This is a genomic window from Micromonospora sp. NPDC047620 (assembly GCF_043205005.1).
GTDB lineage: Bacteria > Actinomycetota > Actinomycetes > Mycobacteriales > Micromonosporaceae > Micromonospora.
In genome coordinates this window covers 1-15,712 of sequence record NZ_JBIDDG010000028.1, presented here as the reverse complement: position 1 = coordinate 15,712, position 15,712 = coordinate 1, and the positions used below count along the sequence as shown (strand labels likewise).

At 66.8% G+C, this 15,712-nt stretch carries 12 protein-coding genes and 2 pseudogenes; 6 read left to right on the top strand and 8 right to left on the bottom strand.

All coding sequences use genetic code 11. The features are described from left to right. Nucleotides 1–671 precede the first annotated feature (671 nt). From ACGF5C_RS27055 to ACGF5C_RS27040, 4 genes are all read left to right on the top strand, one after another. Complete coding sequence (locus ACGF5C_RS27055; RefSeq protein WP_393306031.1) at nucleotides 672–884, top strand: hypothetical protein; 213 nt, start codon at nucleotides 672–674, stop codon at nucleotides 882–884. A gap of 1,005 nt (nucleotides 885–1,889) precedes the next feature. Beyond that, nucleotides 1,890–2,354, top strand: coding sequence for a hypothetical protein (locus ACGF5C_RS27050; protein ID WP_393306029.1), 465 nt, complete (start codon nucleotides 1,890–1,892; stop codon nucleotides 2,352–2,354). A 35-nt stretch (nucleotides 2,355–2,389) separates the two neighbouring features. Continuing rightward, complete coding sequence (locus ACGF5C_RS27045; RefSeq protein ID WP_393306027.1) at nucleotides 2,390–2,623, top strand: hypothetical protein; 234 nt, start codon at nucleotides 2,390–2,392, stop codon at nucleotides 2,621–2,623. Further along, entirely contained in the window at nucleotides 2,620–3,573 is a 954-nt protein-coding gene (locus ACGF5C_RS27040; RefSeq protein WP_393306025.1) for a hypothetical protein, read from the top strand. The genes ACGF5C_RS27045 and ACGF5C_RS27040 overlap by 4 nt, the downstream gene beginning before the upstream one ends. On the opposite strand, the gene ACGF5C_RS27035 is transcribed toward ACGF5C_RS27040, so the two are convergent. The 7 genes from ACGF5C_RS27035 to ACGF5C_RS27005 form a co-directional block, all read right to left on the bottom strand. Further along, entirely contained in the window at nucleotides 3,505–4,239 is a 735-nt protein-coding gene (locus ACGF5C_RS27035) for a hypothetical protein (RefSeq protein ID WP_393306023.1), read from the bottom strand. The genes ACGF5C_RS27040 and ACGF5C_RS27035 overlap by 69 nt on opposite strands. Nucleotides 4,240–5,222: 983 nt before the next feature. Next, entirely contained in the window at nucleotides 5,223–5,489 is a 267-nt protein-coding gene (locus tag ACGF5C_RS27030; protein WP_393306158.1) for a helix-turn-helix domain-containing protein, read from the bottom strand. Nucleotides 5,490–5,924: 435 nt separating this feature from the next. Next, nucleotides 5,925–6,575 carry a transcriptional repressor LexA gene (lexA, locus tag ACGF5C_RS27025; RefSeq protein WP_393306021.1) on the bottom strand — a complete coding sequence of 217 codons (651 nt, stop codon included), beginning with the start codon at nucleotides 6,573–6,575 and terminating at the stop codon, nucleotides 5,925–5,927. Nucleotides 6,576–6,808: 233 nt separating this feature from the next. Next, complete coding sequence (locus tag ACGF5C_RS27020; protein WP_393306019.1) at nucleotides 6,809–9,475, bottom strand: pPIWI_RE module domain-containing protein; 2,667 nt, start codon at nucleotides 9,473–9,475, stop codon at nucleotides 6,809–6,811. Next, nucleotides 9,465–12,770: a hypothetical protein gene (locus tag ACGF5C_RS27015; RefSeq protein WP_393306017.1), complete on the bottom strand. Its 3,306-nt coding sequence runs from the start codon at nucleotides 12,768–12,770 to the stop codon at nucleotides 9,465–9,467. The genes ACGF5C_RS27020 and ACGF5C_RS27015 overlap by 11 nt, the downstream gene beginning before the upstream one ends. Beyond that, nucleotides 12,760–13,896 (bottom strand): hypothetical protein, encoded by a 1,137-nt coding sequence (locus ACGF5C_RS27010; RefSeq protein ID WP_393306015.1) that lies wholly within the window; start codon nucleotides 13,894–13,896, stop codon nucleotides 12,760–12,762. Before ACGF5C_RS27010 ends, ACGF5C_RS27015 begins: the two co-directional genes overlap by 11 nt. Before the next feature lie 161 nt (nucleotides 13,897–14,057). Further along, nucleotides 14,058–14,186 (bottom strand): hypothetical protein, encoded by a 129-nt coding sequence (locus ACGF5C_RS27005; protein WP_393306013.1) that lies wholly within the window; start codon nucleotides 14,184–14,186, stop codon nucleotides 14,058–14,060. Between the two features lie 122 nt (nucleotides 14,187–14,308). On the opposite strand from ACGF5C_RS27005, the gene ACGF5C_RS27000 reads away from it, so the two are divergent. Then, nucleotides 14,309–14,980 carry a transposase family protein gene (locus tag ACGF5C_RS27000; protein ID WP_393306012.1) on the top strand — a complete coding sequence of 224 codons (672 nt, stop codon included), beginning with the start codon at nucleotides 14,309–14,311 and terminating at the stop codon, nucleotides 14,978–14,980. Further along, nucleotides 14,892–15,595: pseudogene (locus ACGF5C_RS26995) on the top strand (transposase). The gene ACGF5C_RS27000 and the pseudogene ACGF5C_RS26995 overlap by 89 nt, the downstream one beginning before the upstream one ends. Nucleotides 15,596–15,606: 11 nt before the next feature. On the opposite strand, the pseudogene ACGF5C_RS26990 reads toward ACGF5C_RS26995, so the two are convergent. Further along, nucleotides 15,607–15,712, bottom strand: a pseudogene (locus ACGF5C_RS26990) (IS5/IS1182 family transposase); the annotation flags it as partial.

Here is a 15,712-nt window from a genome sequence, read left to right as displayed (position 1 = left end):
CGAGCATCGCCCGCTCCGCCAGCGTCCCTCGCTCGCCGGTGACCGACACCTCCGAAGAAGTCCCGGTGCTGGCGAGGTGGCCTGCTGGGTCAGTCGATGGATCCGACACGTCCGCCTCCCCCGAAGGCTTGCCGTACAGCACTGACCAGCGACGACGAGAAAGCTCCGCCGCGGGCCGGTCCCCCGTTACTGTCACGACCTGGACGTCGACCACACGAGCAGGCCATCAGGAACCGCGTCACCCCAAGGCTTCGCGGTCCCCGATCGAAGCGAATCGGAGCCCCACAACCCCCTCCAGCGAGGCCGACCGATGCGCTACCCTCAACCCACCAAGTTGGCACTCATCCAACTTGGTGTGGCTCGGGCACTGAGAGTTAAGCACAGCTGACGTGGAAGTTCCACACAAAGTTGGGTTCTGACCAACTCTAGTCGTAGTCTGGGGCGTCATGGCGGCACCGCACGAGGACCCACCAGGTGGCTCCGGCTCGGCACTCATTAGAGACCGGCTTCGATACCTGTATGCCCACCACCACCCAAAAGGCCGTGGTCCGTACACGGACGCCGAGATATCTGAGGCGCTGAAAGCCCGAGGTCATCGCATCTCTACGGAGACCCTGCGGAGACTGCGCACGGGCGAGCACAACAATCCGACAGCCGCGACACTGACGGCCTTGGCCGAGTTCTTCGGCGTCGGGCCAGCCTTCTTCCTAGACCCATCGCAGAGCAGCGCCGAGGTACAGGTGCTGACACGGTCCATCGAAAAGCTCTCGCCCGGAGCACGCGAAGGCATCGCCGCGATCATCCAGAACATCCTGACCATGGAGCAAGCCGCGCAAACTCCACCCGACTCGCCCACGAGGAAGCACGGACACACAGCCGAGTAATTAAGGCTGTCCGCAGCCCAGTAGCCGAAGAGACCCACGCCAATCGACGAGCCCCGGCAGCAGGCTGACGAGCGCTCCTCCTCAACCGTCGACGACGGTTGAGCGCGTCCACGCTGCCCGCCTGCAACTGCCTTTCCAGTTGCCAGCCGGCCCGAATCACCAACCGATGCAGCCAATCGTGGCCGCATCTCCGCCGAGGCCGAAACCGCAGGTCACCGTCGCAGTCGAGCACCCAAGCCCGCTCGACAAGCGACTCCGCGCCTGGCCAGAACAGGAACCCACCACTACGGTCACGAGACTCAAGCGCCAAGCGGGATCAGGGCCGCCGACCACACGCGGCGACGGGGGAAGGATGTATTGCATGGTAGAGCGATGGGCCGTGGAGCGCGCAGTTCGAGACGCTGATTGCCGCCTCAGCCCTTCTGGGCGCCACCTTATCCTCACACTCTTGACCTGGACAGATACCTCAACCGCGGTGATCCCGCCGAGGTTTTCACCGAGCTTGACAGACCTGGAACGGGCAACAGGAATGGCCCGCTCCACAATCGCTGTCTGGCTGAACCGGCTTGAGGAGTTGGGCTGGGTCATACGATTCAGGCCGAAGGTGGATGACGCTCGCCGCAAGAAGGCAAGGACCGCATATCGTCTTCGAGTTCCCGCACTAACGGGAGCTGGTTCGGCCACAGAACTAGGGCTAGTCCGACAGCCGGACAAAATTAGTCCGACCACCGGACCGGATTCAAACACCAAACATCGCCCCACCGCACGAGGCTCGTCGAACACCGGCCAGAGCCACCCCTACATCCAGGGAGCCAACGGCTACTGCTCCTTTCCCAGCTGCGGCAGGTCCGCGCCACTCCATTGAGGGACTGAGGTGCACTCAAGCCTATACAGCTTGCGCACTCGCGGAGAGGGCAGATCGCTCGGAGGGGCGCTATATGCCGTCGAGGCTGGCAAAAGCCTGGGCTCTCTAAACAGACGGCGCCCGCAAGGACAGACGCTTGGTTGTCGGCGTTCCGGGACGCCGCCGTGCTGAAGGCGACCTACGGCTACGGGCTGCGCCGCAACGAGGTGCGGATCCTCGACGCGGTCGACTTCGACCGCAACCCGGACGGCCCGGAGTACGGCGAGTACGGCGTGCTCTACGTCAGGCACGGCAAGGCGAAGAAGGGCTCACCGCCCAAGCGGCGCAGTGTGTTGACGGTGTGGGAGTGGGTGGCCGAGATCGTCGGGCAGTGGCTCACCGAGGTCCGGCCGCTGTTCGGCGTTGACGGCAACCCGGCGGCCTGGCCCTCGGAGCGGGCGCCGCGCGTGTGCGTGCAGCACCTGAACAAGCGGCTGGCTGCCTACCGCGACGCACTCGGGCTGGATCCCGGGCTGGACTTCCACTCCCTGCGGCGCTCCTCGCACCCGCACCCTGCGGCGAGCGCCGGACGCCACCGTCGCCCAGGCCCTCGGCCGCAGCGCTAGGACCGCGTCGTGAAGCGGCAGGTCAGCTACACGTGGTGTACGTCAACACTCTGATGGTCCAGGACGTCCTCGACGAGTGCCTGGTCGAACTCACCCCGGCCGACCGGCGCGGGCTGACCCCGCTGTTCTGGTCCAACATCGCCCCGTACGGCGAAGTCCGGCTCAACATGAACAACCGGCTCGCCCTGCGCGCAGCCGCCGCCGCGACCGGCGATGATGGCGCCGGCACACCACCGGCCACCGAGACCAGCGAGGGGCAGCCCCGATGATGCGCACCGGCGCCTACACCGGCGTGTTCCGCGACCAGCACAGCGCCACGCTCACCGACGCCCTGAACGCGGCGGCCGCGGCGGCCGCAGCCGGTAACCTCACCCGAGCCTTCACCCAGGCCCACAGGGCCACCGACGAAGCGGGGCACTTGCACCGCAGCGTCGTACGTGACGCCCTCGCCGCAGGCCTGGACTGGTGGGCAATCGGCGAGCTGCTGGACATGCACCCGCGGGCCGCGTTCGACACCTACGCCAACCTGGCCGACGGCACCCACGCCCCGGCACAGCAGCGCCCGCACCTGGCAGTGGTCTGCACCGCCGGGCTGACCGCCGAACACGACATGCTCAGCGAGCACGGTATCGACCTTGACGACCTCGACCCCCAGCACAGCCTCACCACCGATCCCACCGTGGTGCGGCTGCGCGCGGCCGAGCAGCTGCTCGGCGACGACATCTGGATCGCCGTCAAGCTGCCTGGCGTCTACGACGGCGACGACGACCTCGATGACGACGCGGCCATCCGCAGGTGGACCACCGTGGCGCTCTACCCCGACGAACTGGGCTGGCTGCGCGAGGTCCTGGCCCTCAACGACCGAGGACCCAGCCGAAGAGGACGACGAGGACGGTCTGGAGCCGCTGCGCTAATTGCCGACCGGGCCGGTGGACGCCGGCCCGGCCAGCTGCGCGGGCACCTCGAACAACTCTGGCAGCACGGCGGCGTGGCCACGTGGCCGCGCGGGTTTGTCGGCCTCACCGCTACGATTCGTCGTCGACAACGTGCACGGCCACTACTCGTTCGCACTGCCCGAACTCGCCGGCGGCCGCCGGCCCCTGCGCGACCCCGACGCCCGCGGGCCCGGCGTAACGCCGGGGCCCTGAGCTCAGGCCGGCATTACGAGCAGCCTGAGCGCCAAGGCCTCGGCCGGAAACTGCTCCAGACGGCGGGCTAGCCGCGTGGGAAGGTGCAGCAGCGTCACAGTCACCTTCATCTGGAAATCCGCTCCAACCTCCCGACCCGAACTCGCGACGAGTCCACTTTCACCCAATACCGCCTCGATCTCACGAAACATGCCCTCGGTCCACCGACTCTCGATAACCACCAGCGACTCCCCGAACAGCGGGGCAAGGGCTGCGCGGACCTTTGCGACATCCGTGGCGAGCGCGATGTGCCGTTCATCGCCAGCCCCTCGATCGGCCGTCCACAGGTCCAGCAGGTGACCGTCCTCCAAGAGGGAACGCTCGACAGGCGGCCTACACCGAAGCTGTTTGTGAAGCGCCTGCCCGGTAAAGGACGAGGCGGCATCGTCGGCTCTGCGGGCAACGACAGCGGCCTCGGGTCGCACAATGAGACTGCTCGCGTCATCGATCGCCAGCTTGCGGTCCGTCCAGGCGCCTTGAGCCACAACTGTCTGGCTTTCTAAGCGGTCAAGGTCAATCGATGAGTCAACCACACATAGTTCCACCGGAGTCGACGTAGCGACAATTTCGCTGTCGGAGGTGACCACCGTTCCGCCGTCTGGGATGAGAAGTACCGCATGGCCGAGCCGAATCAGCAGTCCCTCTGCACGGGCTGGCTGCCCCTCGTCAACGACCAGGGGCAGCCACGAGCTACTCACCGAGCATCCCCGGTCTCACGCATTTCCTAACCACATGCAACAGACTCCGAGGCAGTTCTTGTTCTACCCTCAATGCGAGCCGCAGGAGCGCGATCTGCATCCACTTCGAGTATCCAATACGTACAGGGAGGCAAGCCCTCCTCTACACACCTGAGGGCCGACAGGGGGATTTGGAAGGTCTGGCTAATATACTGCTTTCGCGCTAGGCACTTTTCCAGCGTCGTGATGTGAAAACCGTCCCAGGGAACCCAAGTAGCTAGCGGTGCTATCGACGGGGATCTCAACTGGTAGCTAGCTTGTGAGGCGGAAACGGCAGAAGCCGGTGTGGGTGCGTTGCCGCTCGCGATTACCGGGGTGGCCGGCGCTAAGATGAGCGCCGCGCTTACAAGTCCTGCGAGAAGCAGTGATTTTGATCGACGTCTGAGCATCGGCTACCTCTTTCCCCTTAGCACTTCTATTGGAACCAAACTATCAACACATCTGGATATATTCCAGTGCATGGTAGTGCAGTCAACCAGCCCGAACCGGTGGGCATCTCTGGTTCGTTCAGCTAACGATGTATGTACGTTCACCGGAGCCTGGGGGTGCGGCGTGGGGCGCGGCCCGCCGGTCGGCAGGAACGTCAGGCTGGATCGGGCGAAGTTTGGGTGACGATACCCCGGCTCCTCGCCGGCTACCGCAGGAACAGGGCCAACAGCCCATAACCCAGCGCCCCCTTGCAAAGCTCGGCAGAGCATGGATCGGCTGATGCCGAGGTGTTTAGCAATGGCGGTAACGGACTCTCCACGCTGTTGTCGGGCGCGAGCGACAGCCAGGACGTCATCGTCACAGGCGACGGGACGCCCACCCCGGCAACCTGGGCGCGGCTGCGGCCCGCAGGCCGTCCAGGGCGCGTTCGCGGATGAGCTCGCGTTCCATTCGCCTCGTCCGGCCGCCATCGCGCTGCAACCGCCCGGTCGTCAAGCCGACGACCGGCGGTTGCCTCATCGAGCCGCTGCGGTCCCCGCCGTAGCGGCGCGTTCCAGTGCGCGGTAGACCGTCGAGCGAGCTACGCCGAACAGCTCTGCCAGTTCGGCGCTGGTGTGCTCACCCGCCTTGTGCAGACCCGGCCCGAAGCATTGAAAGTTGTCTAGCACGAGGCGTTCAATGAGCAATATTCTCTTCCCGAGAAGGTGATCGCCGTCGGGTCGACAGTGGAACGGCGAGCCTTGCGAGCTGTCCGCTACCCTGCCCGATCCTGCGCTTACCATGTGCGAGAAGGGACCCCCGAACGGGTCTTGCTTCTCAACCTCCGACCCCGTTGGTTCGGCCGAGTCGCTGCACAGCGAGTCAGATCGCTCAGGATCGCGAGGGATTTCCTCCGCAGCGCTCATCGCGGGTGAACGGGATACTCGTCAAGAGGCCCGAAGCGATCTCCTCATATCCATCAATCCGCACGGGCCGGGCGAAGTAGTCAGCGAGCATCCCCAGCCTGTTCTGCGCCTGCTCGCCAAGATCACTCACGTCGCCCCTTTCGAACTGATCTGGCCGAAAGCATCGCGTACCGCCACGGCAATCGCTGGGATCGCCAGCCCAGATCGCTGGGTTCGGCGAGCCACGCTCTCCGAGCTGTACGACATCCCGGCATCGCCACAGCCTGTCCACACGGCTGCTGGCTCCGGGAAGGGGAACGCGGACTGGCGGATTCACCAGCGGTGAAGCACACATACGACTTTGCCGAGGATGATCACCTGATCTGCGGGGATCACTGGATAGCGCGGGTTATGGGGGACGAGTTCGGTCCTGCCGTCACGGATTCGGTACTGCTTGACGGTCGCTTCGCCGTCGAGCATGGCGGCGACGATGTCGCCACTGTCGGCCGTTGCTTGCTGACGTACCACGATGACGTCACCAGCGGCGATGCCCGCGTCGACCATGGAGTCGCCCTGCACCCGCAATGCGAACAGCGTGCCCCGACCGACGAGGTCAGCCGGCAGGGACAGAACGTCCTCAACATGCTCCTCGGCAAGGATCGGCGCGCCGGCGGCGATGACTCCCAGTAGCGGGATCATCGTCTCGCGTCGTGCCTCAGACTCGCTCGACGGATCGCGGCCGGTCATCGGGCGGGCGTTGACCGCTCGCGGTCCGCCTGGAGTCCGACGAATCAGGCGGTGTCGTTCGAGTGCCTTCAGGTGGTGGGTCACCGATGAGGGCGAACCGAGACCGACGGCCACGCCTATCTCCCGTACGGTCGGCGGATAGCCATGCTGCGCGACCCACTCACGAATCATTGTGAGGATTTGTCGCTGCCGCGGCGTCAACCAGCGTGGGTCGGGTGAGGCGTCGCGAGCGGTCACGCATGTACGGTAGCCCAAAGTTGGATCATTTGTTCGAACCAGCAGGGTGTCGCTTCTTCCGAGTCCGCCGGCGAGGGCGACCGTGGGGGCCAAGATCGCGATGGAGCGCACCGACAAGCTGCCGGACGCGTGGCGGTCGAAGCGAGGCCAGCCGGACGACCGGTAGATCTCTCGGCCCGGCTTCCATCGGCCCGCTGTCGGCAGAAGGGCGAGTGGTTTGCCTCCGGGCTGGTTCACGTCGGTTCGCTGATCGCGTCGTCGAGCAGGTGTCCAGGTAGGAGGTATTCGCCGGCGCGGTGACCGTGGTGCATTGGGAGTGGGAGCAGGGTCGGGTCGTCGTAGTGGGCTGCGACGTAGCGGTACTGGTGTGCGGCAGCGGCCCACGCGGCGGGCTTGTCGTCCTGTTGCAGGGCGCCGACGAAGAACTCGACGAGTTGGGGGTTCCACACATCTGAGGCGATATCGAGGACGTCGTGTTCAGTGCCGTCTTTGCGGCGGGCGCGACGCATCTCGATCCGGGAGCCTTTCGGTGAGCTGCCGGAGGCTGTGGCGGGCTTGTCGGGGGTACTGAGGAAGGTGCGGCCGTGGCTGGTTGCTGGCTGCCACAGGCCGGCGCTGAGTCCAATGATCTTGATGGTGGAGGTGGTGCCGTCGTCTTCTTCGACCTTGTGTTCGGCGTAGGCGTAGTGCTGGGTCGTTTCCTGGCTGAGATTGGTGCGGACTCGCACGTAGCGTACGTGCGGATGCTGCGCTGCCGGGACATGCGCTTCTGTGGTGGTCGCGAGGCTGTCGATGCGGATGTTGGTGTTGGCGGTTGTCTTCCACACGCCGCGGGTGTTCTGAGCGAGGTTGATCAGGAGCGTGGGTCCGTCGAGGTCACCGAGTTGATCGATGACGTCGGCGATGAACTCGGCGGCGGCTTTGGCGGGGACGAGGGCGTGCTCGTTCTGTAGGGCGCTGAGCGCAAGGAGCGCTTCGCGCATTGGGCGCCAGGTACGTTCGCCGAAGAGACGTGCCTTGATGACGGGCTGGCGGGGGTCGCAGCACACGGCGATCGGGAAGGAACTGGTCTGTAGGCCGTTCTTGCGGATGAGCCAGATGGCCACCACCCGGGTGGTGTCGGGTAGCGGGTGGTCGTCGAGGCCGAGCCGGGTCGCGCGGGCGGGAACACCGGCTTGACGGACGAGCAGTTCGCGTAGGGACTGTTCGATGCGGGTCGTGCGGTTGGCGTCGGTTTCGCCGTCCTTGGTGGGGGTGAGGAACTGGGTATTGCGGCCGTTGCGGCCGGCGGCGGTCCGGAGCACGAACTTGGGGTCGGTTTCGACGGTGAATGCCTTGTCGTCGTCGAGCTCCACGAGCACAAAGGTCGGCTGGCTGGTGGGGTGGGGTGCGATCCAGTCGTTGACCTGCCGGATGCGGCGGGAGGCGGCGTCGCGGTATCGGTCCGCCTTCTTCGTGATCTCCTTGTTGATATCGAGGTCGCTGGCGAGGGCACCGAGTTCCCGGGTGTGAACGGTGACGGTCAGGTGGTCGTTGGCGGTACGCCAGGAGCCGTCGGTGCCGGTTGGTTCGAGCGCGGGCATTTGGAGGGTGCGGCTGATCGCGGCGAGGGCTTCGTCGCGGATGATGCTTGTCTGCCACCACACCTCGATGGTGATGTTCCGGCCGACGGCGGCGGCAACCGCGGTGGTGGGGATGCGGATGCCGTCCTTCTTTGCTGGTGGGCGAGGCGACACGGTGACCCCGTGGGCACGTGTCGTGAGGCCGTTTGGGGTGAGGTGCGGGCGAAGGGCGTCAGCGAGGTTGTCGAAAATCCGCCAGCGGTCTTTGGCGGATACGCCGTCACCGACGGGATGCTTGTGGGCGAAGCCGGTGCGGTAGAAGACGCCGGCCTCGAAGCCGCCGATAGCGGACGTGCCCGGTTGGGGCAGGTGTGCGAGCGGGTCGGCGCAGAGCTTTGCCGGATCGGGCAGAGCGACGCCATGGAGCCGGGACAGGACCTCGACGATGTCGTCGGTCCAGTCCATCCGTCCTTCCTTCTTGTCTTTCGGTCCAGGGCGCCATTGCAGCCGGGCGCGGGCGATCAGCGGCGGTAGCGGGCCGTCGTCCCAGGTGTTAGGGGCTTTGACAGCGACAGACAGGGCCCGGTCGTTGTTGTTCAGGAACACTTTTCGGCTGGCCCAACGTCTCAGCCCGACGTGGACGTACAGGTAAGGAGTCGGATCGGCGGGCATGGTCTGCACGCTGAGCCGGACCACGTAGGAGAACGACCAGCGGCGTGTACGGCGGGGATGGTCGCGCGGGGGCCAGGACATGAGTTCAGCACCATCGGCGGTGGCGATGCGCTGGAATCGTGAGGTGGCCACACCACCGTGGTCGACAGCCCACTCCTGCTCGGCGAGGTGAGCGGCGATGAGATCGGGCAAGAGGCGGAAAGTGTGTTCGGTGAACTGTCCGTCGTCAGCGAGAAGGGGAACCTGTCGCCAGTCCAGGTCGGTGGAGGGGTTGATCCCGGCAAGTAGATCGGGTAGCCCGTCGACCCTGATGCCGCGACGTGGATAACGGCGGGCCTGGGCGTGGACGACGCTGGTGATGCCGCTGTGGATGAGCGCGGTGAGGACATCGTCGGAGGGCCGGCAGGCTCCGCCGAGCCAGAATCGTTGCCCTCCGCCGTTGCCATCGACGATGATGTCGGGCTGGAACGCGGCAAACGCGGTGGTCAAGGACCACAGCGGCACACCGCGTCGGATGTCGTCGTCGCTGCGGTCCGGGTAGAGCGTGCGGGCAAGGGCAGCCTTCCACGCGCTGGGGAAGGTGCACGCCTGGTAGGGGCGCAGGATGCCGCCCAGTGTCGCTGGGTCGATGGGGAAAGCGAGCTGCTGGATCAGGTCATAGCGCACGGTAAGGCTCCAGAAGGCTACGAAGGGCCTGATGTAGGGGGCGGTACAGGGTGGTGGCGAGGTAGGCGTCGCGTGCGTGCGCGCCGGTGCCGGACATCGCTCGATCCAGTACCCGGTACATTCCGGTGAGCAGGCTGGTGTCGCTGGCCGGGTCGAACGCGGCGTCGCAGAAGTGCACGACGGCGGATTGGCCGCCTCGTACGAGCCGGCCGATCACCTGCCAGATGGTGACGAGTTGGGTCCACATGAACGCGTCTTGCTCGATGTCGTCCATCTGCGACACCATCAACGGGTGGGCGAGCGCGTCGCGCCATCGGGCCCCGGCGACGCCACGGAATATCCGGGCGCGTTCATGGATCGGACGTTCCAGTGCGCCGGCCTCGGGTAGGCCGGCGGCGATCTGGTCGACGCCCCACCGGTTGATGTCCTGCACGTGGTAGGAGATGTCATCCGGTCGCGGGTGCGGGCGCACCAGGAAGTAGGCCGCGCCGAGAGCGGCGACACGGTCGCTGTTGAGGATGTTGTGCCCACGTTCGACTGCGAGCAGCGGGGCGATCAGGAGCCACGCGTTGGTGTGCCGCAGGTCGGCGACGCTGCCGCGGGCTAAGGTACGGCCGGTCCACTGGTGGGTGTAGCTGGCGTCGTCGGGGACGAGCCGGATCACCTGGCCTATCCAGTCAGGTCGGGTACGCAGCAGTTCGGTCTCGACCTGTTCGCACTCGTCGTAGCTGCCGACGAGCAGCATGATCCGTTGCCGGTTCGGCGCGAGGGCGTCGCGCTGCTGTTCGAGGTGGCTGGGTTGCGGGCCCAGGCCGTCGTCACGGATGCGGGCGAGTTGGTGTACGAGTGCGGCGAGCGCGGCAGCGCGTAGCTCTTGCGGTGCACCGGAGACCCGGATCTTGGTGGCGTCATGGTCGCCGTACCGCTGCGGGCTGAAGTGGAATGCACTGTCGGCGATGCCACTGGTTTCGCTGGACGGGGCGATCAGTACGCCGGTGACGGGCACCTGCACGTCGTAGCGCGGCGACGAGCCAGCCCAACTGGTGGCTGACATCATCAGCACTCCGACCGGCGGGTTGTCGCTGTCGGCGTACAGATGGGACAGGTTGAGTAGCAGCCACCGGCCGATGCCGTTGCAGCGGAAGAACCTCAGCGATCCCATCCGGTCCGGGTGCGCCTCGTCGTCGTGCTGGTACTGGAAGCCGATCAGGTTACCCATCGGCGAGTCCGGCACCATCGCGACGTACTCGACCGGTGGCCGGTGCACGAGGCTGGAACTGTGCCCGCGCATGCGCAGTGGCCCTTCCACCTCGGTCCACTGGCCGGTAATGCTGCTGACCCGGTTGGCGAGCATCCCGACGAGCAGGGTGAACTGCAGCCGCATGGCCAGCACAGTGAGTTCGTCGCGGTCGTGCAGGCCGTGGATGTCGCTGCGGCCGGCCAGCCACTCCCGGATCGCGTCGGTCATGTCCTTGTCGCTGTCGTAGGCGCTCTCGTTGCACAGCTGCCGCAATTCGTCCGCGCGGCCATCGTCGATCCGCTTTCTGCCCGCCGGTCGCAGCGACCACTTGGCGAAGCTGGCCCGCCACGACGCTGCCAGCGTCTCATCGATCCGGTACGGCGGTTCCCCCTCGGCCCGGTCCGCATCGTCGACTGGCACCCGGGCGAATCGTGCCGCCAGCCGCACCCCGAGGGTCCATTCGTTGAAGTAGCCGTCGCCGACCCAGCTGCGCAGGTGTGAGGAGGTGCCAAGCAGGTGGTAGATCCGGGTGCCGAGGGTGTCGGCCGTGTCGACCAGGTTGCTCCACCGGGCAACCTTCGGGTCCCTGACGGGTCCGCGGCCCTTGCCGCGGATCTCGCGGTTCTTGGCCGTGTCGACGACGTCCAGCCAGGCATCGTTGCCCTCACCAGTCAGCGTCTGGCTCGGGCTGAACATCCCGTCCAGCTGAGTCTGGACCTGGTCGGCCTCGTCCACGATGATCAGGTCGCTGAGTAGCCACGCCAGTTCCAGGTAGCGCAGATCAACGTCGGTAACCGGCGCGGGTACACGACTGTAGACGAGCCCGGCTGGGGTGCTCACCCACACCTGCGCCTGCACCAAGGCTCGCGACGCCTCGTGCCGCTGGCACCCCGCCCATAGCGGGCACACATGCTGCACGACCTGGCTTCCGCCACGCGGCCCGACCTGTTCCTGGCCCAGCCGGAAGCACGGCGCCTGGTCCAGGTGCCAGGGTCGTGGTTCGGACCGGTGCACGTTCAACGCGCACGCCGACGACGCCCAGGCCAGCATCGGGTTGCCCATCGAGGTCAGCCCGTCGACGCGGCGTGCTCCCGGCCGGTGTAGCTGCTGGATGTGTCGGCCACGGCCGGAGGCGCCAAGGACCGGTGCCGCCGTGACCTGGTAGCGGCGATACAGTTCGACCCTGGTCAAGACGGCCACCACGTCGGCAACGATGATGGTGACCCGGTGGCCCTTGCGCCCGGCCCAGATGGCCAGCAAGTCCATCAAGGTGCTCTTGCGAGCACCGACCATGCCGGCAATGTGGTGCATCTGGGCGAGGTCAATCTCGTCGGCGGGATGGAAGCTGTTGTCCGCCGCGCGCAGGGCCAGGGTCACGTCGACGATCCGGTCGTGCCAGTGCTGCGGGTCCCGTCCCGCATCGGCGTCTTCGGTATCGAGGACGGCGGCGAAGTCCACCAGCTGGCACCAGGTCAATCGCACTGGACGGCGGCGCAGCCGGCGCGGCACGTCATGGGCGGGCACCGGCGCGAAAGGCGGCAGACTCAACGGGATCGTGATCTTCTCCTCGCCGCCGTCGGAGGTGACGATGTATTGCTGCCCGGCCTCGGCGACTGGCATGACGGTCGTTCGGTGGGTAGGCAGGGTGCGCAACGCACCGGCGTAGTCCGCTTCGCGGTCGGCCACGAGCGGCGGCGTACGCTGCTTCGGGATGTCCTCAGCGTTGTCGAGCAGGAACGCGCGAAGCTGTTCCGGCATGCGTAGGTACTCATCAAGGGCCTCCCGCCAGGTTGGCTCCGACTTGAGGTCGCCGACCAACCAACCAGCGATACGCAGCGCCTGCTCGCCGGCCTCGTCAACAGGCAGAAAGCGGTAGCCGCGGAGCAGCGCGGATCCGGCGACCGCCGGCTGTCCGGGCGCCACCATCTCCAGCAACGCCAGTACCAGCTCTACGGTCACCAGTTGCTGCACGTTCACGTTCCAGCCGCGCGCCCGGACGGCCTGCTTCAGCCGCTGGGTCAGGTCGTCGCGCCACTCGCTGCGGTTACGCGCCACGGCAACCCTCCGGGATCCGTTCCTTCAACTGCTTGACGCTCACCGCTTCCAGCTCCGGGTGGGTGCGCAGCGCCTCGCTGTGCCGGCGCAGAATGGTCAGGTAACCGCGCCGCTGGTTGACCCGGTCGGTCGGAATCACGATGAATCCCTCATCCCAGGCGTACTCGTGCCCGCGCCGGTATGTCGGCAGCGGGCGCAGTTTCCGGGCCAGTGGGTACGGGCTACGCCAGTCCTTGACGTCAACGGCCCACCGTCGCCCGTCCGGCCAGACCACCAGCAGGTCGTAGGCGTCGACATCGGGCCACCAGTACACCGTCGCCCCGGCCCGTTCCAGCGTCTTCACCAGATCGGCCTCCACCCGACCAGGGAGGCTCACGTAGGTCACCAGGTCGGCGCGCAGCCGCACCACACCCTTCGCCTCGCGCACGGTGACGGCGGCCGGTCGGGTCAGTCGACGACATCGTGGCGTCGCGCAGCGCCAGCCGCCGCTCGCCGGTCTCGTCAGCTGCCGGCATCGGCGGCACACACCCACCGACGCCCCATCCAGTTCGTTGGCGGTCACCGGCACGTACGCCTCGCCGAGCCACTGTGACCACGCCGGCACGTCGGGGAACTGGTTTCGGCGCTTCAACAACTCGACTGCGGACAGCACCGGCTCATCGACCATCAGCCGCCGCAGCCGGACGTACACCTCCTGGCCCCGGCGACCCAACCCCCTGCAGGTGTCACGAACATCGGACATGAACCGGCTTTCCATCACCTCGCTGATTACATCCGGGTTCGTCACCGCCCAGTCCCGGCAGGTCTCGCTCGCCTCCCCATCGACCAGCAGCCGATCACCGGGCCCGACCGCGCCGTCAGGCAAGTCCAACGGCCACCGTGCCAACGGTTCGCTGCACCATTCACTTACCAGGTCCGCGACGCCACGCGGGGGTTCGATCCGCTCGTTCCAGCACGCCCAAGTCAACCGATCCAGCGCCAGCTGGAGTGCTGTCGGATACGGGTTACGCGGGTCCTCCGGCCCCGGCCAAGCTGTCAACCGCATGACCCCGGACGCGGCCAACGACAACGTGAGTTCGCCATCCGTGACGGCGCCACGCCGCGCGACACCGGACCGACTACCCATGCCCCACCCTCCACCAGACGAGCGCTCGAACGCGCAGACACTAGTGCGGTCTCCCGACACTCCAACCGCCGTGCGGGAGCCGATTCGTCGCATCTTGCGGAGGACGACAGAGGCATCTGATTGCCGTCACTTAATCACCCACACTGCCGTTAGCCCGTGTCTCATTTGGGGTGCTTGACGAGTTTGCGGTAGCAGATGAGGGCGCAGGCGATGGTGGTGAACGCGGCGAAGTGGTCGGCGTGGCGGTCGTAGCGGTGTATTAGGCGCCGGTAGCGCATCAGCCATGACATGGTGGCTCTTCGAACTTGAGCGGGGTTCGTGGCTGGAGCCGACCCGAACGTGAAGGGCTCGCAGCCCGTCGGCGATCATCTGAGTGTCGAGTTCGGATGGTCACAAGTGAAGAGCTGCGAGCATGGTCAACGATACGACCAGGCTGCTGGGTCTGGACGGCCTGGTCGCTGAGCGGGTCGAGGTGGACGCCGCGGGTGTCCCGGTGGTGGACCTGTCTACCGGTTGTGAGCAGGCACGGTGCTGCCCGCAGTGCGGTCAGCGTGCGGTGAGGGTGAAGCAGTGGACCACGACCCGGCCGCGGGACCTGCCGGTCTCCGGGCGTTCGGTACGGCTGCGCTGGCGCACGCGCCGCTGGTACTGCCCGACCCCGGCCTGTCCGCGCAAGTCGTTCACTGAGCAGGTAGCGCAGGTCCCGGCCCGATCCAGGCTGACCACCCGATTACGGCAGGCTGCCGGGGCGGCGGTCGCCGACGCAGGTCGCACGGCCGCACAGGCCGCTCGGGATCACGGCGTCTCGTGGCCTGTCGTCGCCGACGCGTTCACCGCCCACGCGAACGCCGTGTTGCCGGACGAGCCGGAACCGGTCACCGTACTCGGGATCGACGAGGTCCGCCGGGGTAAACCCCACTGGAGCTGGGATGCCCAGGCAGGCTCCTGGGCCACGACCGCGGACCGGTGGCACGTCGGCTTCGTCGATCTTTCCGGTGGACAGGGGCCGGCTCGCCCAGGTCGAAGGCCGCACCACCGCGGCTGTCACCGGCTGGCTGAGCGAACGCCCACCAGCTTGGCGTGAGCAGGTCCAAGCGGTAGCGATCGACATGTGCACCGTGTTCAAGGCCGCGATCCGGCAGATACTGCCCCACGCGCTGCTGGTCGTCGACCACTTCCACCTCGTGCAACTGGCCAACCGCGCGGTCACCGAGGTCGCCGCGGCCGTGGCAGCGACCCGGAATGGCGCATGCGCAACCGGCTGACCCGCTCCGCCGCCCGCATGAGCGGCAAGCACGTCGACCGCCTCGTCGACACCCTCGAAGCCCTGCCCATCGCGATCGGCGCCCCGATCCTGGCCGCGTGGAACGTGAAAGAAGACCTGCTCGACCTGCTCGCGACCGCCCGCACCCAGCCAAACCGCGAACACGTCCACCGGCTGCTGCGCCGCTTCTACACCCGCTGCGCCGCCTCCGACCTGCCCGAACTGCACCGGCTCGCCACCACCATCGAAACCTGGTGGCCGCAGATCCACGCGTTCCTGACCACCGGAATCACGAACGCCGGCTCCGAAGGCACCAACCGGGTCATCAAGACCGTCGCCCGCGGCGCCTACGGCTTCCGAAACCCCGAGAACCAGCGGCTACGCACCCGCACCGCCACCACCCGACACCACCGCGGACACCTCAACCCCGTCTAACTTCGAAGAGCCGACATGGTGCGCTCGATGACCCAGCGGTGGCGGCCGAGGCGTTGTGAGGACTCGATCTTCTTGCGGGCGATCCGCACGGTGATGCCGCGCCGGCGGACCTCAGCC

Coding starts and splice junctions, on each gene's coding strand:
- ACGF5C_RS27040 (WP_393306025.1), top strand. CDS start 2,620: ATGATGCGCACCGGCGCCTACACCGGCGTGTTCCGCGACCAGCACAGC.
- ACGF5C_RS27030 (WP_393306158.1), bottom strand. CDS start 5,489: ATGGTAAGCGCAGGATCGGGCAGGGTAGCGGACAGCTCGCAAGGCTCG.
- ACGF5C_RS27010 (WP_393306015.1), bottom strand. CDS start 13,896: ATGGGTAGTCGGTCCGGTGTCGCGCGGCGTGGCGCCGTCACGGATGGC.
- ACGF5C_RS27005 (WP_393306013.1), bottom strand. CDS start 14,186: ATGTCATGGCTGATGCGCTACCGGCGCCTAATACACCGCTACGACCGC.
- ACGF5C_RS27000 (WP_393306012.1), top strand. CDS start 14,309: ATGGTCAACGATACGACCAGGCTGCTGGGTCTGGACGGCCTGGTCGCT.